The organism is Pectobacterium sp. S5 (assembly GCF_051707265.1).
Classification (GTDB): Bacteria; Pseudomonadota; Gammaproteobacteria; order Enterobacterales; family Enterobacteriaceae; genus Pectobacterium; species Pectobacterium polare.
In genome coordinates, this window is record NZ_JAULSZ010000001.1 from 1,876,474 (window position 1) to 1,901,190 (window position 24,717).

At 52.7% G+C, this 24,717-nt stretch carries 19 protein-coding genes; 12 read left to right on the plus strand and 7 right to left on the minus strand.

Features of this window, described 5'->3' with window-relative positions:
- From rhaD to QWJ20_RS08495, 7 genes are all read left to right on the plus strand, one after another.
- Positions 1-825, plus strand: a complete 825-nt coding sequence (rhaD, locus tag QWJ20_RS08465) for a rhamnulose-1-phosphate aldolase (protein WP_161508746.1) — start codon at positions 1-3, stop codon at positions 823-825.
- 79 nt (positions 826-904) lie between these two features.
- Complete coding sequence (gene rhaM / locus QWJ20_RS08470; RefSeq protein ID WP_010285280.1) at positions 905-1,219, plus strand: L-rhamnose mutarotase; 315 nt, start codon at positions 905-907, stop codon at positions 1,217-1,219.
- 430 nt (positions 1,220-1,649) lie between these two features.
- Positions 1,650-3,227 carry a methyl-accepting chemotaxis protein gene (locus QWJ20_RS08475; RefSeq protein ID WP_174869118.1) on the plus strand — a complete coding sequence of 526 codons (1,578 nt, stop codon included), beginning with the start codon at positions 1,650-1,652 and terminating at the stop codon, positions 3,225-3,227.
- 471 nt (positions 3,228-3,698) lie between these two features.
- Positions 3,699-6,410 carry a magnesium-translocating P-type ATPase gene (mgtA, locus tag QWJ20_RS08480; RefSeq protein ID WP_433992282.1) on the plus strand — a complete coding sequence of 904 codons (2,712 nt, stop codon included), beginning with the start codon at positions 3,699-3,701 and terminating at the stop codon, positions 6,408-6,410.
- A 438-nt stretch (positions 6,411-6,848) separates the two neighbouring features.
- Complete coding sequence (locus QWJ20_RS08485) at positions 6,849-8,798, plus strand: methyl-accepting chemotaxis protein (protein WP_433992283.1); 1,950 nt, start codon at positions 6,849-6,851, stop codon at positions 8,796-8,798.
- Between the two features lie 594 nt (positions 8,799-9,392).
- On the plus strand, positions 9,393-10,028 hold the full coding sequence (locus tag QWJ20_RS08490; RefSeq protein ID WP_010285276.1) for a carbonic anhydrase: 636 nt from the start codon (positions 9,393-9,395) through the stop codon (positions 10,026-10,028).
- Positions 10,025-11,494: a SulP family inorganic anion transporter gene (locus QWJ20_RS08495; protein ID WP_433992284.1), complete on the plus strand. Its 1,470-nt coding sequence runs from the start codon at positions 10,025-10,027 to the stop codon at positions 11,492-11,494. The genes QWJ20_RS08490 and QWJ20_RS08495 overlap by 4 nt, the downstream gene beginning before the upstream one ends.
- A gap of 49 nt (positions 11,495-11,543) precedes the next feature.
- On the opposite strand, the gene QWJ20_RS08500 is transcribed toward QWJ20_RS08495, so the two are convergent.
- Positions 11,544-12,641, minus strand: a complete 1,098-nt coding sequence (locus QWJ20_RS08500; protein ID WP_433992285.1) for a DUF1615 domain-containing protein — start codon at positions 12,639-12,641, stop codon at positions 11,544-11,546.
- A gap of 152 nt (positions 12,642-12,793) precedes the next feature.
- Between QWJ20_RS08500 and QWJ20_RS08505 the strand changes: the two genes are divergently transcribed.
- On the plus strand, positions 12,794-13,585 hold the full coding sequence (locus QWJ20_RS08505) for an HNH endonuclease (protein ID WP_433992286.1): 792 nt from the start codon (positions 12,794-12,796) through the stop codon (positions 13,583-13,585).
- A gap of 10 nt (positions 13,586-13,595) precedes the next feature.
- Here the strand turns inward: QWJ20_RS08505 and QWJ20_RS08510 are convergent, their stop codons facing one another.
- From QWJ20_RS08510 to QWJ20_RS08520, 3 genes are read right to left on the minus strand one after another with little or no spacing between them, the layout of a single operon-like run.
- Entirely contained in the window at positions 13,596-14,939 is a 1,344-nt protein-coding gene (locus QWJ20_RS08510) for a HEAT repeat domain-containing protein (RefSeq protein ID WP_433992287.1), read from the minus strand.
- A 38-nt stretch (positions 14,940-14,977) separates the two neighbouring features.
- The gene (locus tag QWJ20_RS08515) at positions 14,978-15,769 is read right to left on the minus strand and encodes a nucleotidyltransferase domain-containing protein (RefSeq protein ID WP_433992288.1); all 792 of its coding nucleotides are present in this window, start codon (positions 15,767-15,769) and stop codon (positions 14,978-14,980) included.
- A gap of 4 nt (positions 15,770-15,773) precedes the next feature.
- On the minus strand, positions 15,774-17,009 hold the full coding sequence (locus QWJ20_RS08520) for an RtcB family protein (RefSeq protein WP_161502920.1): 1,236 nt from the start codon (positions 17,007-17,009) through the stop codon (positions 15,774-15,776).
- Positions 17,010-17,200: 191 nt separating this feature from the next.
- On the opposite strand from QWJ20_RS08520, the gene rtcR reads away from it, so the two are divergent.
- The 4 genes from rtcR (at position 17,201) to QWJ20_RS08540 (ending at position 20,379) form a co-directional block, all read left to right on the plus strand.
- Positions 17,201-18,790 (plus strand): RNA repair transcriptional activator RtcR, encoded by a 1,590-nt coding sequence (gene rtcR / locus QWJ20_RS08525; RefSeq protein WP_433992289.1) that lies wholly within the window; start codon positions 17,201-17,203, stop codon positions 18,788-18,790.
- Positions 18,791-18,950: 160 nt separating this feature from the next.
- Positions 18,951-19,220, plus strand: coding sequence for a hypothetical protein (locus QWJ20_RS08530; protein WP_039462890.1), 270 nt, complete (start codon positions 18,951-18,953; stop codon positions 19,218-19,220).
- Positions 19,221-19,234: 14 nt separating this feature from the next.
- Entirely contained in the window at positions 19,235-19,579 is a 345-nt protein-coding gene (locus QWJ20_RS08535; protein ID WP_109410615.1) for a hypothetical protein, read from the plus strand.
- Positions 19,580-20,064: 485 nt separating this feature from the next.
- Positions 20,065-20,379, plus strand: coding sequence for a hypothetical protein (locus QWJ20_RS08540; RefSeq protein ID WP_095701437.1), 315 nt, complete (start codon positions 20,065-20,067; stop codon positions 20,377-20,379).
- A gap of 172 nt (positions 20,380-20,551) precedes the next feature.
- Here the strand turns inward: QWJ20_RS08540 and QWJ20_RS08545 are convergent, their stop codons facing one another.
- Genes QWJ20_RS08545 through QWJ20_RS08555 form a run of 3 tightly spaced genes read right to left on the minus strand, consistent with a single transcriptional unit; the run spans position 20,552 to position 24,536 of the window.
- On the minus strand, positions 20,552-21,382 hold the full coding sequence (locus QWJ20_RS08545) for a hypothetical protein (RefSeq protein ID WP_109410614.1): 831 nt from the start codon (positions 21,380-21,382) through the stop codon (positions 20,552-20,554).
- The gene (locus tag QWJ20_RS08550) at positions 21,379-23,007 is read right to left on the minus strand and encodes a hypothetical protein (protein WP_433992290.1); all 1,629 of its coding nucleotides are present in this window, start codon (positions 23,005-23,007) and stop codon (positions 21,379-21,381) included. Before QWJ20_RS08550 ends, QWJ20_RS08545 begins: the two co-directional genes overlap by 4 nt.
- A gap of 17 nt (positions 23,008-23,024) precedes the next feature.
- Positions 23,025-24,536 carry an OmpA family protein gene (locus tag QWJ20_RS08555; RefSeq protein WP_109410612.1) on the minus strand — a complete coding sequence of 504 codons (1,512 nt, stop codon included), beginning with the start codon at positions 24,534-24,536 and terminating at the stop codon, positions 23,025-23,027.
- Between the last annotated feature and the right edge of the window lie 181 nt (positions 24,537-24,717).

Sequence of the window (24,717 nt, forward strand, 5' to 3'; positions counted from 1 at the left end):
ATGCAAGCAATTCTCTCTTCCTGGTTTGTACAGGGAATGATTAAAGCCACCAGCGACATGTGGCTCAAAGGCTGGGACGAACGTAACGGCGGTAACGTCAGCCTGCGCCTGACGGCTGAGGATGTGACGCCTTATGAAAGCGATTTCTATCCACAGCCGCGCTATGAAGCACTTTCACAACCAATGCCTGCACTGGCAGACTGCTGGTTTATCGTCACCGGCTCCGGCAAATTTTTCCGCAACGTGCAGTTGGATCCAGCTGATTCACTGGTGGTGTTGCAGGTCGATAGCGACGGTAAAGGCTATCGCATTTTCTGGGGGCTCACCAACGGCGGCCTGCCGACTTCTGAACTGGCTTCGCATTTCCAGTCGCACATTGTGCGTATGGGTGTCACCCACGGGCGCGACCGCGTCATCATGCACTGCCACGCGACCAATCTGATCGCCTTGAGCTATGTGCTGGAGCTGGATACCGCTAAGTTCACCCGTGAACTGTGGGAAGGCAGCACGGAGTGTTTGGTCGTCTTCCCGGACGGCGTGGGGATTGTGCCGTGGATGGTGCCGGGCACTGATGCCATTGGCGATGCCACCTCCGAACAAATGAAGCGCCATTCGCTGGTACTGTGGCCTTTCCACGGCATCTTCGGCACCGGACCGACGCTGGATGAAGCCTTCGGCCTGATCGATACCGCAGAGAAATCCGCCGAAGTGATGGTGAAAGTGATATCGATGGGCGGTAAGAAACAGACGATCTCGACCGAAGAGCTGATCGCATTGGGTAAACGTTTCGGCGTCACGCCAATGGAAGCCGCGCTGCGCGTGTAGTGCACATAACGATTAGACCTCAAACCGCCACGGCATTACCGCCGTGGCGTTCTGCCAACGACTACGGGGGATTTCATCCATGTTGCGTAAGGCTTTTGTGATGTCAGTTTTTCCTGACAGCCACGATGAATATCAGCGTCGCCACAATCCTATCTGGCCGGAACTGGCTGAGGTGCTCAAGAACCACGGGGCGCACCACTACAGCATTTTTCTGGATAAGCAGCGCAATCTACTGTTCGGCTATGTCGAGGTCGAATCCGAAGCGCGCTGGGAAGCGATTGCACAAACGGATGTCTGCCAGCGCTGGTGGAAACACATGAGCGACGTCATGCCCGCCAATCCAGATAACAGCCCGGTTAGCGATGCACTGGAACCGGTGTTCTATCTGGACTAAAGCATTCTCTGAACCAGGCATCATCGTGTAGCGGTAATAACATTACCGCTGCGTCATTATTTTGAAGAGATAAAAAAGAAATATCTTGTCATTTAATTAATGAATCCTGTTACATACAAGTATTGTTAACGATATAAATAATTATCGATTATTGATGGCTATCACATTTTATTTTTCCTATTTGTGAAATATAGTTTTCTCACATTAAAAATAAAAACATTTATTAAAACAATATTTAACAACCCGCTTTCACTTAAAATAATCCATTACCAGTTTAAAAATAAACAGAATTTAGTCTCGCCATGATGAGCCTGATTATTATTAAATGCCGTTTATTCACCAACCTCTCTTTATCGAATTACGTATTATAAAGATCTTATTTTATTTGCCGTTATCACTACTACCTTCTCTATAATCAATAAGAATAACGATGAAATTTTCTCAGCTCACAGTGTTCTCCAAATTATTGCTCGGTTTTTCGGTCCTGATAGCGATGATGTTGTTATTAGGTGTGGTTTCACTACTCCAACTTAGCGTTAATAATAGTCGCATTGATGAATTAAGCAGCAGCAGCCTGCCCGGCGTGCGATATAGCCTGGAAATGCGCGGTTCGTTGTCTGAAACGCGTTTGCAGCAAATACAATATATCGATTCCAAAACTCCCGAAGAGCGCGAAGGCCACCGCAAAGAATTACTGCAAAACGCCGATGCCTTCCTTACCGCGTTTAAGAACTACCAAGCCATTGCTAACAGCGAGGATAAAAAAGCGCTGATTAAGGTGATTGGCGAAAACTTCTCCGGCTTTAACTCAGTCAATGCCACGCTGGTTGATACCGTCAATCGGGGCGATCTGGCAGAAGCGAGTAAAATCAGCGGCGCAAGCTCTTCCAAGTATCGTAGTCAGTTGATGAAAGATCTGGCTAAGCTGGTGGATATGGAATTGGCGACGGCAAAAAATATCGTCGTCAGTGCCGATTCAACTTACCGGACCTCTCAGTACTATGTTTGGGGATTGCTGCTGCTCGCCCTGCTGGCCACCGCAATTATCGCGACCGTTATCTCACGTAATATTTCACGCCAGCTCGGCGGCGACCCACATTACGCCCAAGAAATCATGACTGAGATTGCCTCTGGTAATCTGACGGCGCAAATCCAGCTGCGCCAAGGGGACAACAGCAGCCTGCTGGCCTCAATCCACTACATGAACCAGCAGTTGATGAGCATCGTGCATACCATCATGAGCGGCAGTGAATCCATCTCGCTGGCGTCCAACGAGATTGCTCAGGGCAACAGCGACCTGTCGCAGCGTACTGAAGAACAGGCGGCCTCACTGATTCAGGCATCGGCCAATATGCAGCAGCTGACGCACACCGTGCGTCAGAATGCGGATAACGCCAAGGAAGCGAGCCAGTTGGCGCAGCAAACCTCGGAAACGGCCTCTCAGGGCGGGCTTATCGTGGACGATATGCTCAAGCGTATGCATGAGATCTCAGACAGTTCACAGAAGATCGTCGATATTATCGCCGTGATCGAAGGCATTGCCTTCCAGACCAATATCCTTGCACTGAACGCGGCGGTAGAAGCGGCCAGAGCAGGCAGTGAAGGGAAAGGCTTTGCCGTCGTAGCGGGTGAAGTCCGGACGCTGGCACAGAAGAGCGCCAACGCCGCCAAAGAGATCAAAACGCTGATCGAAGGCACCGTCGAGAAGATTACCGACGGCTCCGCGCGGGCAGACAAAGCCAGTCAGGCGATGTCGGAAATTGTGCAGTCGGTGAAAAAGGTCACGGATATCGTGGCGGAGATTTCTCAGGCCTCCAACGAGCAGCATATCGGTATCAAAGAAATCAGCCTGGCGGTAGAACAAATGGATCGGGTCACTCAGCAAAACGCCGCGCTGGTTGAAGAATCCGCCACGGCGGCACACGCCATGACGGAACAGGGTGCGCAGTTGCGTGATGCGGTTCGTTTCTTCAAAGTTAATCAGGACCACACGCTGAGAATTCATTAATGCTCCTCTGCCCCGCCAGCGACTCGGCGGGGCAGCCCCCTATTTCTGATCACGATTGTTTCTGATAACTATCATTTCTGATAACTATTGCTTCTGATAACTGCTGGCTCACCCTGTTTGCTTCATGAACAAACGTTGACGTCTGGTTTAGGCAAACGGGGTTATGGTTGCACCACTACACTACGTGCTGTGTTTTTACGTACCCGTTTTCTACGCAATCTGCTTCGTCAGCTGACGACTATTTTTTACATCTCGCCGCACGGCGATAAGGAGACAACATGGACGAGCACCCTCGATGGCCCGGTAAACCGCATCCGTTAGAATAAGGACCGTCTTCTTCCTCGACCTCTCTGTTCTCTCCGTCTGCGCCGTTTACCTCCCTTAATACCTTCATTTTTTTCCGCTTTACGTCCCTTTATCCGGGATGCGCGCCCGTGCGCGGCGGACAGGCAACATTAAGAGAGCAGCATCATGACCGATATGATCACGCAAACGGGGTATCGCCGCGCCCGTAAGACACCCACGGCCACCTTTGCGATTGCCCGCGAGGCACAAAACAGCCTCGATCAAACACTGGCTAACCTGAATACGCATCTGCACGGCTTAAGCCATGATGACGTCATTGAGCGTCAGCAAACCTATGGCGAAAACCGCGTCGCTCATGAAAAAGCGCCGCACGCGCTGGTGCAGTTGGCCGCCGCGTTTAATAACCCGTTTATTTACGTACTGATGGCGCTGGCCGCGATCAGTTTTTTCACCGACTACTGGCTACCGCTGCGCCATAATGAAGAGACATCGCTCACTGGCGTACTCATCATTCTGGTGATGGTGAGCCTAAGCGGCCTGCTGCGCTTTTGGCAGGAGTTTCGGACCAATAAAGCCGCCGAAGCACTGAAATCGATGGTGCGGACAACGGCCACCGTGCTGCGCCGCCCTCACGCCAGCGCCACCGCCGTCATGCAGGAAATTCCGCTTCAGCAGTTGGTTCCCGGCGATATTCTGACGCTCTCCGCCGGCGATATGGTGCCAGCGGATGTCCGACTGGTGGAATCACGCGATCTGTTCGTCAGTCAGGCCGTCCTGACCGGTGAATCACTGCCGATCGAAAAATATGACGTATTCAGCGATATCAGTGCCAAAGGCTGTCAGCCCGCAGGCTGTGTAGGCGAAAGCGATTTGCTGGCGCTCTCCAACATTTGTCTGATGGGAACCAACATTTCCAGCGGCACGGCAACGGCCATCGTCGTGGCGACCGGTAGCCATACTTACTTTGGCTCGCTGGCAAAATCGATTGTCGGCACCCGTTCCCAAACCGCCTTCGATCGCGGCGTGAACAGCGTAAGCTGGCTGCTGATCCGCTTTATGATCGTGATGGTGCCGGTCGTGCTGCTGATTAACGGCTTCACCAAAGGCGACTGGATGGAGGCTAGCCTGTTTGCACTGGCGGTCGCCGTCGGCCTGACGCCGGAAATGCTGCCGATGATTGTCTCTTCGAATCTGGCAAAAGGCGCGATCGCCATGGCACGGCGTAAAGTGGTGGTCAAACGCCTGAACGCGATTCAGAACTTTGGCGCGATGGACGTCCTGTGCACCGACAAAACCGGCACGCTGACGCAGGATCGCATCATCCTTGAACATCACCTGAATACACAGGGTCAGGTCGATGCGAGCGTACTCCAACTCGCCTGGCTCAACAGCGCGCACCAGAGCGGCATGAAAAACCTCATGGATCAGGCCATCATGCATTTTGGTCGCCATAATCCCGCCATCGCCGCGCTGGGCCGCTATCGCAAAATCGATGAGCTGCCGTTTGATTTTATTCGCCGCCGTCTGTCCATCATCGTTGCCGATGAACACAACCAGCAACGCCTGATTTGCAAAGGCGCGGTAGAAGAAATGCTGGCGGTCGCCACGCACGTGAGTGAAAACGGGCAGCGGTATGAACTGGACGACGAGCGCCGCAGCACGCTAAAAGCGCTGGCGGAAAGCTACAACCAACAAGGATTCCGCGTGCTGATAATCGGCACCCGTGAACTGAGTCCGGTGGGCAGCACGCTGCCGCTCAGCGCCGCGGATGAACGCGACCTGACAATTTGCGGTCTGCTGACGTTCCTCGATCCGCCGAAAGAAAGCGCTTCTGCTGCCATTCGCGCCCTGCATGAAAACGGCGTGACGGTTAAAGTCCTGACGGGCGATAACGCGATTATTACCAGCAAGATCTGCCGCGATGTCGGGCTGGAACCGGGCGAGGTGCTGGAAGGCAACGCTATCGATGCGCTCAGCGATGAACAGCTCGGCGTTCTGGTAGAACAGCGCACCATTTTTGCCCGACTGACCCCGCTACAAAAATCCCGCGTGCTGAAAGCGCTGCAAGGCAATAGTCATACAGTCGGCTTTTTGGGCGACGGTATCAACGATGCCCCCGCCCTGCGCGATGCCGATATCGGGATTTCCGTCGATACGGGTACAGATATCGCCAAAGAGTCGGCCGATATCATTCTGCTGGAAAAGAACCTGATGGTGCTGGAAGAAGGGATCATCAAAGGGCGCGAGACGTTCGGTAATATCATCAAATACCTGAACATGACAGCCAGCTCCAACTTCGGTAACGTGTTTTCCGTGCTGGTCGCTAGCGCCTTTATTCCGTTCCTGCCGATGCTGGCAATCCATCTGCTGATTCAGAACCTGATGTACGACATCTCTCAACTGTCGCTGCCGTGGGACAAAATGGATAAGGAGTTCCTGCGTAAACCGCGTAAATGGGATGCCAAAAATATCGGTCGCTTCATGCTGTGTATCGGGCCGACGTCATCGATTTTTGACATCACCACCTACGCACTGATGTGGTTTGTGTTTGCCGCCAACAGCGTAGAGCATCAGGCCCTGTTTCAGTCAGGCTGGTTCGTTGAGGGGTTGCTGTCACAAACGCTGGTGGTGCACATGCTGCGTACCCAGAAGATCCCGTTCATTCAGAGTACAGCGGCACTGCCAGTGATGCTGATGACCGGGCTGGTGATGGCGCTGGGTATCTATCTGCCGTTCTCCCCGCTGGGGCCGCTGGTCGGTTTGCAGCCGCTGCCGTGGGAATATTTCCCGTGGCTGGCCGCCACGCTGATTGGCTACTGCACTGTCGCTCAACTGGTCAAACGCGCCTATATTCTCCGCTTCGGCCAGTGGTTCTGATCCCTTCTTTACCTCTTCACGGCGGGTGCGCTGTTGCCCGCCAAATCAGGAGCCGCTATGAAACCTTCTCGCCATGCATTCAGGATCGTTGTCTTCTTTCTGACCCTGATTTCACTGATTAACGTCACGATGCTGCTTACCGTAATCTAGACTGTAAAAATACCTATACAGTGGCAAAAATAAATACCACCTTAGATTTAGCATAAGTTAACAATATCATTGCTAAAAAAAGAGAATAAATCACATAATCAATTAAATAATAAGGATTATGTTTCATACCACGTAGTGGTAATCAAAATAGACATAGCTTTTTTAAGGGAATGAGGGGATCAACGCTAAACCATTCCCTTATTAGGCCGAAACTAAAATAAACCCCTGTCTACTTTTGCAAACTGCACATGTCAGGAACGGACTACTTGCAGGCTATGGAGCACACCTATGAAATCCCTTCATCACATCTCGATCCGTAGTAAGTTCATTCTTGCCCTTCTCCCGCCTATCCTCGCACTCCTCTGGTTCAGTTTTTCCGGCGTGATGGAACGCCGCAATACAGAAAATGAAATGATCCGTATGGAGAAACTCATCACGCTGGCGCGCGATGCAGGCGAGTACGCTCACCAGTTACAGCGTGAGCGCGGCTTGAGCGCGGGCTATTTTGGCAGTCAGGGGAAAAATTTTGGCCCAGAGCTCACCACGCAGCGACAAGCCACCGATCGGGCACAGCAGGTGCTTGAGCAAACCGCCGCAAACCTGAGCCGCGCCGAACTTGGGGATGCCGTCAGCGAAGAACTCGGTCGCGTCACGCAGAAAACACAACAGCTTGGGGAACATCGCCGTAGTGTCGATAGCATATCGATACCCGTCGCCCAAGCCATTGGCTACTATTCCGACTCGGTCAGCAATCTGCTGAATATCGTCGGGGATATGGCCCATCTGGTTAGCGACGGCGGTATTGCCCAACGATTGGCGGCCTATTACAACCTACTGAACGTCAAAGAGCAGGCCGGGCTTGAACGCGCCGTGCTTTCCAACGCATTCTCTGCCAATAGCTTTGCTACCGGTATGTTCGAGCGTCTGAACCAGATGGTTGGCCGGGGAGATGCCTACACCACGGCCTATAACATGTTCGCCAATCCCGAGCTGCGCAAGGCTTTTGAACAGGCCCTCAGCAATCCTTCTGCACAGAGCGCACTTCAGATGCGTAATAAGGCCATCACCTCGCCTGGCGGCAATTTTGATATCGATGCTACCCAGTGGTTTAACCAACAAACGGCAAAAATTGATGAGTTGAAAAAGGTTGAACAGCTCGCCACCAACGACCTGACGGCGCAGGTGAATACCTTAGCCGCCAAGGCTCGCCAGTCATGGATTAGCTATCTGGCCGGTGCGCTGGTTTCTCTGCTCATGGCACTCGGCCTTGCTTCCATGGTCATGCGCAGCATCAACGAGCAGCTTCAACAAACACTGACGACCATTCGCGAGATGGGCGGGGATCTTACCCGTCGCCTGCGCGTGCCGGGAACCGACGAACTGTCGCAACTGAATCAGGCGTATAACGCCTCACTGGAAAATATCGCCGATATGGTGGTGAGTATTAAGCGCAGCTCGCAGACGATCGGACAAGCCAGCAGCGAGATCGCCAACGGCAATCAGGATCTGGCGCAGCGTACCGAAGAGCAATCCGCTTCGCTGGTGCAAACCGCCAGCAGCATGGAAGAGATTACCGTTACGGTAAAACAAACCGCTGACTTTGCCGGACAGGCGCGCCAGTTGACGACAGAGGTGGACGATCAGGCTCACCGTGTCGGCACCATTACCGAATCGGCCAGCGGTGCGATGGAAAGAATTCAGGACGCCAGCCAGCGCGTGAACGCGGTGGTTTCCGCCATTGATGCCATTGCCTTTCAGACCAACCTGCTGGCGCTGAACGCGGCAGTTGAAGCCGCACGAGCAGGACAGCATGGCCGCGGGTTCTCTGTCGTCGCAGCAGAAGTGCGTCAGCTGTCGCAGCGCAGTGCAGACGAAGCGGGCAAAATCCGCGCGCTCATCGCCGACAGCATTGCCAGCGTCAGCGAAGGGACGAAGCTGGTGAACCAATCGAACCGGGGAATTAACGATATCGTCACTGGCACCCGTAAAGTGCGCGATTTGGTAAATGAAATCGCGGTCGCCGCCGATGAGCAATCGCTGGGCATCGCGCAAATTAACGAAGCGCTCAGCCAGTTAGAAATGGTCACGCAGCAGAATGCGACGCTGGTTTCTCAGGCTTCCGTTGCCAGCCAGTTACTGGATGAACAGGCGATTGAAATGGAATCGCTGGTCAGCCGCTTCAAGGTTGAGGACAGCGCACCGCAGCAGACTTTGCGACAAGCGCTGTTAGCAAGGTAGCGCATAGACCGGCAGTAATGCTTTCTGCTCTCTTAGCCGGGCGATGTAGCCCGGCTCCATGTCATTATTTAGGCGATATATCCCGTATATCCCTCATCACTTCCCCCTCTATATTTCTTCTATATCTCTTCTATTTATTTCCACACTTTATATTGGGTTAATTTGGATAAAATATATTTTATATTTCCAAACATAATAATAATTGGTACCCTCGTCACTTTAATTAACTAATTAAACTGGATATCGGTAATGCATTACTTTATACAAACAGGCCTGACGATAAGGATATAAATTGCAATATCAATGCAACATTAAATACCTAACCTCAAAGGAGGTCAAGTAAAATAGCTTTTTCTTATCATAAGGATATCAACCATAAATTATTGTTTTAAAAGGAATTAAAAAATAGCTTATTTATATAAATAACAAATGAAAATATAAGAAAAATCTCAATAAGCATCACAATTTAGAAAACACCAGAACTAAATTTAATTATGCCTAACTTAATTAAGTGAAGGCTAATAATTAATGATCCCGTTTCCCTTCCCAACTGGGCGGGAAATACCCCTGTGTTTTCTAAAGAGAGAGTTTAATTTGACGACATTAAAACCCCTATTAGCCAAAAACCGCAGTTGGGCCACGTTGCGTCGCCAGCGCCATCCCCACTATTTCAGAAAGCACACGCAGGGCCAGACGCCCCACTCACTCTGGATCGGCTGTTCAGACAGTCGTGTCCCTGCCGAAGTGCTGACGGGTTCCGCTCCCGGCGAGCTTTTTGTTCACCGCAACATCGCGAATATGGTGGTGGCAGACGACGATAATTTCATGAGTGTGCTGCAATATGCCCTCGAATACCTGCATGTTTCCCGCATCGTGCTCTGCGGCCACTATGGCTGTGGCGGTGTTCAGGCGGCGGTGAACCTACCCGAAATGGGGCTCGCTCAGGAGGATTCCGCCCTTTCCCGCCGCATCACGGATCTTCGTCAGGCGCTTTCACCGCATATTGCCGCCTCGCAAGATAGCGATGCCGATGAAAGCACGCGCCAGAATCAACTGGTGGAAGCCAACGTGCTGGCACAGTTCGCCCACCTGATCGCCTGTGAACCGGTGCAAAAAGCCTGGCGCAATGGCGTCGAGCTTGATGTTTTCGGCTGTGTCTACGACCTGCATAGCGGTCATCTAAAAGAACTCATCCACCGTCACGCCCAGAAACAGGAGGCATCCCCATGAATCTGAGCACACTCCGACATGATATCCCCGCGGGGCTCGTCGTCTTCCTTGTTGCCCTGCCACTGAGCCTCGGTATCGCGCAGGCCAGTGGTCTTCCTCCTTTTGTCGGTCTGCTGACCGGCGTCGTCGGCGGTATCGTTGTCACCCTGTTCAGTCCATCTCGCTACGCCGTCAGCGGCCCTGCCGCCGGTCTGGTTACTATCGTCTCCGGCTCTATCGCCAGCCTGGGATCGTTTTCGGCATTGCTATTGGCGATCATGCTCGCAGGCGTGCTGCAATGCATTATGGGCCTGCTACGCGCCGGGCGTTTCATTACGCTCATCCCCGGCACCGTGATTAAAGGTATGCTGTCTGCTATCGGCATTCTGCTGATTATGCAGCAAATCCCGCTCGCCTTCGGATCGGACGGTGAGGACGATCTGAAATCGCTCTTCGACGCCTCCGAACCTGGATTCTCCGCCAGCGCGCTGACCGTCTGTCTGGTCGGGCTGGCGATTCTTTGGCTCTGGACCACCAAGCCCGTGCAGAAAATCAGCGCCTTTAGCTGGCTTCCCGGCCCGCTGGTCGCCGTGCTCTTTGGCGGACTCTTTACCGTCTACGGCGAGCGCCTGTCTACCGAGATGGTCGATAACCTGCCGCGTATTGTCCTGCCGGAATTTGGCAGTCTGGAACAACTGATGGGGGAAATGACGCGTCCTGACTGGCAGGCGTGGAAGAACCCGGCGGTTTATTTCGTCGCGGTGACCTTAGCGCTGGTGGCGAGCCTGGAAACGTTGTTAAGTCAGGAAGCGCTGAAGAAAATTCGACCGCAGCACCCTGCGCCTTCGCCGGATAAAGAGATGCGTGCGCAAGGTATCGGGAACATGCTCAGCGGTTTTCTGGGCGGATTGCCAATCACTGCCGTGATCGTGCGCAGCTCCGTCAACGTCAACGCCGGCGCGCGTACCAAATTTTCCATCCTGCTGCACGGCGTGCTGCTACTACTCTGCGGCCTGTTTATGACCGATTTGCTCAACGTCATCCCGCTTGCCAGTCTGGCAGCCGTGTTGCTGTACACCGGCTATAAGCTGGCTTCTCCGCAACAGTTCCTGCTGCTGTGGCGTCAGGGTTTACAACAGTTCGTACCTTTCGCCGCGACCGTTGTCGGGATCATCGTGTTTGGGATGCTGGCAGGCATCGGAATTGGTATCGTGACCCAGCTGGCCTTCAGCATTTACAAAAGCCACCGCAACGCGATGCAGCTCACGCGCTACGGCGATCACTTTGTCCTGAGCTTTCAGCAGAACCTGACGTTTGTACACAACCCGCGTCTGCAAGGCTTGCTCAACAAGATCCCCGCCAACAGCGTCGTGATTGTCGAACACGACAACGCCGACTACATCGACCCCGATGTCCGCACGATGCTGGAGGATTTCCGCGAGAACGCGCAAGAACGCGGCATCAAACTCAGCCAGTGGCCGGTTTGACGCACTAATTGCAGCGAATGACAGCAACGCCCTCGGTGGAGGGCGTTGCCTATTTAGCCCTTGCCAAACACCGCTGCCGACGCTCGTCGACCCGATTAGCAAACCACGCCGTGGTGAGTTTACGCGTGATTTTCGGGCTTTCCAGCGTGATTCCCGGCAGGATGGCGCGCGGCGCCTTCGCGCCCGACTTATCTGCCAGCGCAAAGACGCGCTCATACAGGCTGGTGTCTTCAAAATCGAGGCTATTGCCTTTCTCCAGCGCACGACGAATGGCGCTGTCACTCATGTCCAACCGTTTCCCCAATGCGCGAACCGCCAGCTCCGTAGCGCTGGCTTTATCCGAACCGTAGTTGATTAAATCACCGTCCAGCGCCAGCTTGATCCCTGTCAGACGGCTCACGGCACGCTGGAACGCTGCATTTCGGCTGGCATACCACCCTGCGTTAAAATCCGCGAATCGGTATATCGACTGCGGATAATTCGCCGGATAGCCCAGCAGGTGTTTGATGCCAAAGTATATCCCGCCACGACGGCTAAACACCGCCTGACGAATCGTGCCGTCCAAGGTATACGGATAGCCCTTCGCGTTAGCTTCCGCAAACGCGATGCTCACCTGCATCGGCCCGCCGGTATGTACCGGATTCAACCGACCGAACAGCGTCTGCCCCATCGGCACCATGTCGATAAAATCATCAAAGATCGCGCTAAGCTCTTTTTCTGTGCGTACCTTATCAAGCCGCTCGCTGTAGCTTTTTCCGTTAGGGGATTTGATGAGCAGTGCGGTACGCACCAGAAATGCCGGAACATGAACCTGCTCCGCGCGGCGGTCGATCTCCTGCCAGGCGATTTTCGACAAATTCGGCACCTGCGGATCGGCATTAAACGTCGATTCCTGCTCGGTTACGGCCAGTACCGAACACAGGTTTTCATTGCTGGGATCGAGCCCCTGCGTGGTGAACGCCGTGGCGATATCGGTCGCCCAGCCTTGGCGATCTTTCACGTTGTCCGGCAATAGCTTGAGTAGCTGGGCACGAACATCCGCAGGCCGCGATTCCGGCGTCGTCGCAGTCTTGCTGGCACAGCCCGCGAGCACCAGCAGAGCCAAGGCGCACAGGGGACGAAACAAGGGAATGGAAGAACGGGACATAGTCTCTCGCATCATGATAGGAAGGCTGTCAGAACGTTAGCGCAGCCCGCACCAATTATCCAGCCGGAGGCAAGCACATGCATTTTACGAGCTGACCTGGCATAGTTAGCGCTATCACTAACCGAATGCGCTAACGAACGGACGACACACGTATGGCTGCCACCAACCATTGGACGCGAGATCAGTTATTGATCGCCTTCACCCTGTACAGTCAGATACCATTTAGCAAATTCGATAAGCAGAATAAAACCATCATTCGCTACGCCGAGTTGATTAACCGCACGCCTTCCGCACTGGCAATGAAACTGTCTAATTTTGCCAGTCTCGATCCGGTGATTATCGATTCTGGCCGAAAAGGCTTGAGTGGAGCCTCCAACGCTGACCGCGCGCTGTGGCAGGAGATGGACAGCAACCCCGAGTTATTTGAACAGCAGTGCCAACAAGCGATGGTATCGCTCGAAGCAGGAGTGGCGGAAGCGACAACAGCCCCCTCTCCGTTCCAAGCCAACGACAGCGAAATCCCTGATTATCACGGCGGCGAGCGCCTTACACAGGTAAAAACGCGCATTGGGCAGCAGCTGTTCCGCAAACGCGTGCTCAGCAACTACGGCGAACGCTGCTGCGTTACCGGATTGGAAGAACACGCGCTACTGGTCGCCAGCCATATTCAACCGTGGAAAATGGCGGCAGAATATCGCCTCGATCCCAGTAACGGTCTCTGCCTGTCCAACCTGCACGACAAAGCCTTTGATATGGGACTCATCAGCTTCAATGATTCGCTGGAAATGCTGCTTTCTCCACGCATCAAAAAGCTGAAAAGCACCATCAGCGACGTCAACTTCGCCCAGTACGAAGGCAAACAAATCCACGTGCCAGACACCTACCCGCCAAACCTGTCACAGATGGCATACCACCGTGAGCATATTTTTTTGGGACGTGGGTAAAAGCGACAAATCAACTATACAAAAACAGGGCGATATAGGGGCTGTCGCGCGAGATGACGTGCGGATTTTCATCAAGCAGCATCCGCAAACGCGCCTGCTGCCGGGTATTCGGCAGCATGCCCGAACGGTTGAACCGCTGTACCCAGCTCGCCACGCTAGCCTGCGTTAGTGCCGTATTCTCTGGCTTAGCGTTATCCAACAGGAAAATCAGCCAATCCCATTTATTCAGCTTGTGCGCTAGAAAGTAGTACACCTCGGCGTGTTCTCTGGAAGACGCACTTTCCAGACAACGTTGAAGCTCAGGCAGCGACAGATAAATTTTCTGCTGGTAAAACAGCTTCCGCGCAACCTTCGCAATAGCCAGCGAGGGGTGACGCAGAGAGGCCAACAGCTGCTCACGCGCGTCATCACCCGTGCGCAGAATGAGAATGCGCAGAGCACTGTAGTAGAGGCTGGGATAGCGCTCGTCCAGATTGTGATCCGCCAGCGCCGCAATGCCGTCATAGCGATGTTCATCCAGCCCCCAGAGCGTGATTTTGCGCACTGTAACGGTACTCGCCCGATCCAGTGCAGCAAGATAATGCGCAACCGGATCGCCGTTTCGTTCGCGCAGTAGCGCTGAGGCGCGCTGACGCACCAATGCATTCTTATCAAACAGTAAGGCAATCAGTTGAGGATCAGACACGGGGAACGCATTGTCTATCACATACTGCAACGCCACCTGCTTGATGGGTGCGAACGAGTCTTTCAACAGAATGGTCAACACGTCGTGATCGACATCCTTGCCCGCACTGAGCAGATACCGCGCCGCGTTCGCTCTGACTAACGGATCGCGATGCAACATCGCCTGACCAAAGATCTGCTTCAACGGGAATCGCTCACGCTCAGCCAGAATATCCAGTGATAATCGGGCGACGGTTTTGTCTTCCGAACACAACCCCGCGAATAGCGACGGCGCGTGCGCCTCCTCGGCCAGAAAGTTCACGATCTCATCCACCAGCGGCTGATGATCTTCTCGCTGGCACTGCAACAGCCAGAAAATGGCAGGCAAATTGGCGACAAAAGACGCGGTGTTATTCGGCGTTAACAGCAGTCGCACACTCTGTTTAGCCGCGCGGCGTACCGGTTCAGCCCAATCATTCACCCGTTCAATCAGCGCTGGTAATGCCGAGACCTCGTCCATGAAGCCCAGACACAGCACCGCACGCTGCCGAATATGCCCGTTATAGTGACGCGTGAGCGTTATCAGGTGTGACGCCGAACCCAGTGCATCAGCCTGCGCGGGCCGATAATAGTTATCTGGCAAAGCCACCAGCTTTTCCAACTGTTGCAGGAGCAAATTGTACGATGCCATATCCCTCACCTTCTCTTTTTTCGCTTCCATATCAATGCTTACGCCATCACCGTCCGATACAGCAGTGCATCCAGCATCGTATCGTCAACAGACTGACTGTCTGATAACACAACAGGGTTATCAGCATCGTTCAGCATTTTCGTGATGAACGCGTGGATCGCCTCCCGGCGCGGGCCGTATTCCGCCTCACCCGAACGCTGTTTGATCTCCAGCAACTGATGGATTTCAGCCAGCAGATATGGGTCGCCTACCGTTCCTGCAAGCAACTGCGAAAAACGCATGGGCGGCATACCCTTGCCTGCCTCTATCCAGCGTACCGCCAACAGCGGACGCAGGACGTAAAAATACTTTTTGAGGCGCACCGTTTCGTCTTGCAGATAACCGCGAAAGTTCTTGCGCGCCATCGACAGATAGTGCCAGCGCGCCTTGGACGGAGAGAACCACGTCGGCACCGCTGCCCGTAGGTCAGACGTCGTTTCCCGATCCTCCTGATAGACAACGGGCGAATCTAGCCACTCGATCAGCGTCGGGTTAGCCCGCTTGAGCAGGCCAAGCGCTTTACGCCATTCCCAACCGCAAACGTCCAGTTCATCGTCGATGGGCAGCTCTATCACATCGCGCTGCGGCTCAACGCGCAGATACCACTCTGGCCGATGCACGTAGAGAAAACGCACATCATAATCGCTATCTGGGGACGAAAATCCCCAGCCACGGCTACCCGATTCACAGGCATAAAGCACCTTCACCTGATAGCGTTCTTCTACATCCTGCAAGACTAATTTCACCCGCGTTCGCATGGCTGCATCGACGCGATAATCGTGTTCCATCATGATCTTATCCTTTCACACACACCACCTGACGCAGCGTATGCACAATTTCCACCAGCGATGACTGTGCCGCCATCACCTTATCGATATCTTTGTACGCCATCGGAATTTCATCGATAACGTCGCTGTCTTTTCTGCATTCGACGTGTGCAGTCGCGCGAATCTGATCTTCTACCGTGAAGCGTTTTTTCGCGGCGGTACGGCTCATGGTTCTCCCCGCGCCGTGGCTACAGGAACAGAAACTCTCTTCGTTCCCCAATCCGCGCACGATAAAGCTCTTCGCGCCCATCGACCCTGGAATAATCCCCATCTGCCCTTTCTGCGCCGACACCGCCCCTTTACGTGTAATCAGCACCGATTCACCAAAGTGCGTTTCACGCTGCACATAGTTATGGTGGCAGTTCACGCCTTCCTGCTGGGTGGTAAATGGCTTCGTCACAATTCGGGACAGCGCCGCCAGCGTATGCGACATCATCACTTCACGGTTATGACGAGCAAAATCCTGCGCCCACTCCACCGCTTCAATGTAATCGTCAAAGTGCAGGCTACCTTCCTCGAAATACGCCAGATTACGGTCCGGCAGATTCGCAATGTGCTGCTGCATATCTTCCTGCGCCAGCTTGATGAACAGCGACCCAATCGCGTTCCCCACACCACGCGACCCGCTATGCAACATCACCCACACGCGATCCACTTCATCCAGACAGATTTCGATAAAGTGGTTACCCGTCCCTAACGTTCCCAGATGCTGATAGTTGTTGGTTTTCAGCAACTGCGGATATTTATCCGTCAAACGTTTAAAACGCGGTTCCAGCAGTGACCAGTGCGCATCCACCGTCTGCGGCGGATTCTGCCAGGAACCGACATCACGTTTGGAACGCGTTACGCTACGTCCGTGCGGCACCGCTTGTTCAATCGCGCTACGCAGCCCCATCAGGTTATCCGGCAGGTCGCTGGCAACCAGTGACGTACGCACCGCGATCATCCCACAGCCGATATCCACACCGACCGCCGCCGGGATAATTGCGCCACGGGTGGGGATCACGCTACCAATCGTCGATCCTTTTCCCAGATGCACATCCGGCATCACCGCCAGATGTTTAAAAATGAACGGCATTTTGGCCGTATTCAACAGTTGGTCCCGAGCTTCCGGCTCCACAGGCACGCCCTGCGTCCACATTTTTACCGGTGCGCTATTCACTGGCGACATCATGTCGTAATCCTGCGTTTTCATTTCTTCCATTTTTCATTCTCTATGTTTGTCATTGTTCGTTGTAGATATAGCGAAAGACGTGCCAGTTTTCTGAAAACGACAGAATATAATTTTAATTAATTGATAATTAACAAATAAAAAATTTATCACGTGAACTAGCAACGAAATAAAAGAACAGGTAAATTTATCCCATAGGATAATAATTTATAAAAAGGTATAGCATGAAGCGTCGCGTCGTCATTGGTGTGCTGGGCACCACGCTGGACAAACGGGGAAAACGGAAGAATCGCTGGACGAAATGGCGGCCTACCGTCGGCCTGTGCCAGCAGCCAGATTTTCCGGTCGACCGTCTGGAACTGCTGCACCAGTCTCGCAACAAGGGGATGGCACAGCAGGTGGCAGAGGATATCGCCGTAGTGTCACCCGCCACGCAGGTCACGCTTCAGGCCGTTGAACTGCGCGACCCGTGGAATCTGGAAGAGGTCTACAGCGCCTTTCTGGACTTTGCGAGCCGCTACCCGTTCGATACCGAGAACGAAGAGTATTTCGTTCACATCACCACCGGCACCCACGTCGTGCAGATTTGCTGGTTCCTGTTAACCGAAGCTCGCTACCTGCCAGCCAAACTGCTGCAAACTGCACCGGGAGAGAAATCGGATCGTCCGGCACCGCAGGGCATCTACTCTGTCATCGATCTGGATCTCAGCCGCTATGCTACCCTCACCAGCCGATTCCAACATGAGCAGGAGCGCTCTGTCTCGTTCCTGAAATCAGGCATCGAGACGCGTAATGCCACGTTTAATGCACTGATCGACCAGATTGAACGTGTCGCACTACGTTCCACCGCACCGATGCTCTTAACCGGCCCAACGGGTGCGGGGAAATCCTTTCTGGCACAGCGTATCTATCAGCTACGCCAGTCCCGCCACTTGGTCAACGGCCGCTTTGTTGCGGTTAACTGCGCCACGCTGCGCGGCGACAATGCGATGTCGACACTGTTCGGCCACGTAAAAGGCGCGTTTACCGGCGCGTTGCAGGCCAGAACCGGACTCTTACGTGAAGCAGACGGCGGGATGTTATTTCTGGATGAAATTGCCGAACTCGGGCTGGATGAACAGGCCATGCTGCTCAAGGCCATCGAAGAAAAACGCTTTTTACCGTTTGGTTCTGATAAAGAAGTCAGCAGCAATTTCCAGCTCATTGCTGGCACACATCGCAACCTGCGCGAGTGGATCGCACAAGGCAAATTCCGTGAAGATCTCTACGCCCGTATCAACATGTGGACCTTCCCTTTGCCGGGGCTGGCGGAACGTCGGGAAGATATCGAACCGAACATTGAGTATGAACTCCAGCGCTTCACTCGCGATCACCAAACACAGATCCGCTTCGATAAAGACGCACGCCAGCGCTACCTCGCCTTTGTCAGCTCGCCACAGGCAGCATGGCGCGGCAACTTCCGCGAACTCGGTTCCTCCATCGCCCGTATGGCGACGTTGGCGGAACAAGGGCGTATCACCGTGGCACTGGTAGAGGAAGAAATCACTCGCCTGCGGGCCAGTTGGCAGAGCGATGCCCCGACAACCGCATTTTCACCTAGCCTATCGCCTGAACTCGCCAACATCGACCTCTTCGAGCAGCGCCAGCTTGAAACCGTGCTTGATGTCTGCCGCACCGCCAATTCGCTCTCCGAAGCTGGCCGACGACTGTTCGCCGTCTCACGCCAGCAAAAACAGAAGCCCAACGACGCCGATCGGCTGCGTAAATATCTGGCACGTTTTGGGCTGAGCTGGGAGGGGTTGAAGCGGGTATAAATTTATCATAAATTTATACTTTAACACGTAGGCTACGATATCATTACTCTGTTACCCTCGGGCAATAGCAAGATGGAAGTGCTCGCTATACCACATGGCAGGGGTCTATCGCCTATAGCTAAATTCACAATAAGATATTGTTTTAATTAAGGTATGTGATATGAAGACCACAATGTCTCAGAAGTCGGCCCGTGAAGGCCTTGGCAACCCTGAACTGTTTCAGGGGGGGGTTTATGTAACGAAAAACGGCTCCGCAGAACTCTTCGTGCAAACAGCGGCGGAACGGGAAGCAGAACTGCTGGAGAGAGAAAGAGAAAGACAATCTAACGCACTCTTGAAGCTGGTGATGACGGCCAAGAAAGAAATTAAAAACGGTCAGGGAATGTCCGCAGAGGAAGCCCTACAAAAATTACGTGAAGCGAGAACGTAAAACAAGGAGTCAATTTGGCCAGTTCGTACACCATTAAAGTCGCTCCCGCGGCTGTCTGGTCTTTGCAGGATGCTGAGTCTTATAAATCTCACTATATTGGCATTGAACAAGCTGCTACGTGGTCGGAATCCCTGTTCTTATCATCCATACAGGCCATTTCTCAAGATCCTGCCCGCTACAGACACAACGCAATATTATCTGATAAGGGAATCGCACTACGTGAACGCCTCTCGATAGAAGATGATTTTCGCTGTTTATATGATGTTGATGAAGAGCATCGCGTCATCGAGATCCTGCTTTTTGTCAGCATGAAACAGGACCTTGAGAAAATGCTTTATCGCTATCATGTGTTGAGCTGATGGGTTCCATAAAATACCGCTCAATAAACAGAACACGTTTCCGCGCTCACAGGCAACATAGTCGTCTCATTTTAGGGGAAACACAGGGGGAGGTTCCCGCAGGGATGCCTCACCCCTGTGGTCGTCCCGTGTATCGCAGTTTGCCAGCGACAAGCCTTTCAGACATTTCTGCGAGCACCATTCCAAAACGCGCTGTAATTCCACTGTAAATCCATCCACCCTATTTCACGTTTTTCGTCGTTGGAATAGAGTCTCTGTGCTGCGGCAACATCCGCAGCCGGGCTTGGAACCCCGAACCTCTCAAGACTGAAAAACACTTTGTTTTTTCAGGGGCTGCGTGCACACTCTTTACGGTGACGCAGGCAGGGCAACTGCAAGGTTGACCGGTCTTCTTGAGAGCCGGGGTTCCAATCCTGTCTGTGTCACCACCCGAATTTGGAACCTTGTGTGGTGGCGAACTTAATTATCTCAAGGACAAAATGACCATGACGGACACTCACGCCACACCCGCTGACAGCACCATTACCATTTTCCGCGACCTGATCGCCAGCCTGCCTTTCGCGCAGTTAGATGACGTTCAGCTCTGCGATCTCGGCGCAATTGCCGCCGAATCAGTTGAAGGCCTGTGCCACGGCCTGCACTACCTCGGCGACACACTGCAAAATGACGTTGAACTGCCACAAGAAAGCCTCAGCCAGCTCGGCGCGTGCCTCAACGCCACCGCGCACCTGATTCCTGCACTGCTGGAAATGTGTGAACAGGCAGAACGCCACGTTCGAACAGTAACACCAGTAGCGTGACTTGCTTCTCACCACGCAGTAAAAACAATGTGTTAGGTAAAATAAGGTGATGACCTTTACTTCCTAACTTCTTCTTCATAAGGGAAGCGAGCCAGAAGCGGAATCTGTCATCAACTGAACAAAAAAGGCGCTAATGTCATTCATACATTAGCGCCGTTCAGTAGGACAAAAATTACTTCAGATCGACTGTCAACTCAGGGGCACCGAAACTCACCAGCGCAGCTTTCGAAGCCGCGAAATATTGTCGCCAGAAGGCTTCAAGCTGCTGCATGACCTTGCCGGATCGATAATTGTTTTTCGAATCCGTATCGATCAGCCCCGCCCCTGCGATATACACATTCGCCCCAGCAAAATCCGCCACCAGATTTTGCTTCCCAGCACGCGCCATCTCTTTTTCCGGCTCTAACAAACGGATACTGTTGTTGCTGTAAAAGCTGCCAAAATCGCTATTTTCCAGCATGTCGGACACCAACAGAATCGTTTTGCTGGCAGCAGAGGTCTCTTTTAGATCATCACCAATGCGCTTAAGGCTATCCATAATCTCACTTTTGGCGATGTTATCCCCACTTTCGGCGAAACTTTCGGCCATTTTCTTCCCGATGTTTTGTGCAAAAAATTGCCTTTGCTGCACAAGACAACCATCTAGTGATTTCAGGCTGTCCATACCCAGGCTATTACGCACCTTCTGATCGATAAACGGCATTTCCAGCTTGCCGTCAAACACGCGTTTCATGTAGTTATCCTGCAACAACGCCGAGAACTGATACATCACAACATGATCGCCAGGTTGCACATAGCGCACGACCTGATTCCAGACTGACTTTTTTAGGTCAACAGGTACTTTAACTGTCTGGTCAACAATCAGGACCAATTCCCGGCCACTATCCGCAGGTCGATGCTGATCGAGTTTGGCAAAACTGTAACAACTGGGGATATCGTTACGTTCTGCGGCTTGCGCCACACAGGTTATCCCCAGTAGCAGCAGCGAGAGTAGCGTCCTCATACGTTCTCCTTCGGACGCGCCTTATTCAGCAACGCCTGTACGCGCTGACGTTTCTTCAAGGACTCCAGCGACAGTTCCTGATCGTCAGCAATCAGCTGTAGCTCTTCCTCGCTGAACAACGTCAAATCACCCAGTTCATGGATACGTTGTTTCTCATCATCGCTCTCTGGCGTATTTACTGCCGCCGCAGTGACTGGCTGAGCAGCATGAACAGATTCAGCGACCGTTGCTGTCGGCGCTGCGGGCTGGCTAACCACCTCAACGGGCTGAACGGCAACAGATTGAGTAGCAGGCACTGGCTGTACGGGTTCGTTTGTCGCTTGTAAATGCGCATTCAACTCCGCGTTAGAGCGTGCTTTGTCACGCAACTTGCCGCTGATGTAATCATCAAATGTCGGCAGCGTGGTAAGCGGTTCACTCTGGCTATTAGTGCGCTTCATCATCAAACGATTTTGCAACGCGGTTAGCTTTTCTTGCCCATCACGTTCCACGCGTTCACGCCGCATGGCATGCCATGACGCAAATTCCTCAGAACCACTGAAATTACCGATATATTTCGCAGCCGCTTTGGATTCAATCCCGGCAAATGAGCGATAAATACCAATCAAAATACCAATCAGCTGCACACCAACAAAAATGACAGACAGGATGATAAATGTCAGTTTGGAAGCGAATATACGGTTATCCGTGATCTCTTGTGACGCCTGCGTATCCGCTTTGGCATTGTCCTCGACCGCACCCGACGGCAGATCAAACGGAGAAGCTTCACTGGTTTGAACAACCTGTGAGAATGGCGAGCCGTTCACTGCCTGTGTATCCATGGCATTGATAGTCGCCGCACGGACCAGATAAGCACCCACGGAGAAGAAAATAATCAGTGCCAGTGCGACCGCCGTTGCCCAATACTGCGGCTTAACATGAACATTGTGTGTTACGCGGTTCAACATCTGGATATAGTTTGGATCGTTGTCATCCAGACGGGTATTTTCCAGCGAAATTTCGGGGTTCTTGCTCAACCCTTTCGCAGAGCCGCTATGGCGGGCTTCTGAATACCAGTAACGGATCTTTTTCAGCAGCGTATTTTTATGTAATTCGGACCCCATCAGGTGGGTCGCTGGCACTAACACCACACCAATCAGAACAGAAATGACAATCGCCGAGAACTCGGCCTGATTGGCAGAAATGTTGCTGGCGATAAACGGCGAGAGCACCAACGCGAAAATAAAGGCTTCGAGAAGGACTAACACCACACTGCAACCCCACAAGATTACACCTGTCGGTTTGCGGCCCCGCTCATCTACCTTGTTCAGGTAGTTAACGCAGCGCAGGTAAAAATCGGCATCCAGATTAGACGTTTTATAGTACTGCCAGTATTTGGCGCAAATGGCCTCTTCTGCAGGATACCAAGCCAGTTTCCCCGTACCTTGACGACGCGGTTCATTAGCACGGGACAAACGGGATACATGACCGATAAGTGGCATGCTGCTCATCATGTTAAGGAAAAAGTAACTGACCTGATCCCACCAGCGGATGAAGACCAGAACCAACGTCATCAGCACCAATAATGGCCAGAAAATGTAGCGATAAAGCGAAACCGCCTCAGCGATGCTTTGAAATAATTCCATGAATCAATACCTTTTAATTAACTACGCGTCGGAGTGTAGCTCGCGATGTACTCTTTGCTGTGATTGCTGTAGAACAGCTGCCCTTGCTGTGCCTTACTGGCCTTTTTCGGTACCAGTAAATCTACGCAGGAAAGTGCCTGTTGTGTTTCATCTTGCAGATAAACCCGATACAGAATGCTATCTTCACCTTCCCACGCATTCGCCACCGCATTTAATGGTGCATCCGCTTTACGGTTACCTTTGGACTGGTAATCGCGCGTGACATACACCTTCGGATTTTCCACCACCGTGGCGTTATCACTCAGAACCTTAACAGGTGAGAGCGTGACCAGATGGTTATTCACCAACCCAGCCCAAGCCCGACCGTTCATGCCCGGCAGATATTCTCGGGTTTCATGGGTTTCAACCGCTTTCCCGCTAGCCAGATTTTTGGCTTGTCCACTGACGCGCACATTATCTGCTACACAGCTTTTTAGCATGCTGCTGGCGTTTGCTTGTGGAATCAGGCTAAACCCGCTGCTACGTGGCTTAAGACCCGCAGCCAGAACTGGCGTGGAGGAATTGACTGGCTGCCCGCCAAAATCAACAAAGTTCTTGCTATTGGCTGGCTCGGCGGCTTTCTTCGCGGCTGATGGCTGCGGTACTGTTGATGGCGTTACCGCCACAGTCTGTGTTTCTGCTTTACCGATAGGTTCTGCTTTACGATTTGAGGATGATGCCGCTGGTTTCGTCTTGCGATTTGATGCAGGAGAAGAACTGGTTTTAGACGCAGCCTGCTCCACCGTGCCATAACGCAGATAAGCGAGGTTACTGCCCTCCTGCTCAAGTCGCTGCTTTAACAGAGTTTCATTTGCCAGCCCCACAATTTCGACTCGCCGGTTTGACGTTCTCCCAGTTACCGTAGCGTTATCAGCCACAGGACGGGAAGATCCTGCCCCCTGGAAATAAAGTTTTTGTGCACTCAGGCCAGCTTGTTCAAGCACCCGACCGACGTTCTGTGCGCGTTGCTCTGAAAGACGCTGATTCCATTCTGCACTACCGGTAGCATCAGTATGTCCCACTACCAGAATGACACCGCTTTGATCGCCCTCTTTCATCGCTGTAGCAATCTTTTTGACCTGCCGTAAACCGTCTGTAGAAAGCTGCGCACTATTAGTATCGAACATGCCGCTGTCTTGAACCTGAGCCACCAGTCCTACGGTTTCAGTACCGCTTTTTTCCTGAGATTGCAGCGCGCGCGTTGTAATCGCAATATTCTCTTCCTGAGCAATTTTTGCCAGTGCTTCCTCACGGTTCTGCCAAACGTTCCCCAATGCACAGCCTGCGGCACCACCTAACAATCCCCCCGCCACGGCTTTCTTGGCATCCCCCGTCACCAAATAGGTAATGCCACCGCCCAATGCAGCCCCGCCAATACAACCAATCGCTGTTCCATAGCTGCGCCCCGTATCATGCAAGGTCGCACAGCTTGTTGTCAGCGTCACAATGGCAGCAAGCAGGCTAATTCTTCTGACTTGATAATGCTTCACTCCATATCCCTCATCCTTAACCATCCAAAACACGCAAGAACGCCGACAAACGGAATTCTTTTATCCCTTAATTAACATATCGTTATGTCATTTTTTGAGAAAACCTGCCAAGCGTGGTGAAATATCCCGCCATGTCGTTTTCTCAGTAATCAGAACAATTAATTCGGCATAATTTTTCCGC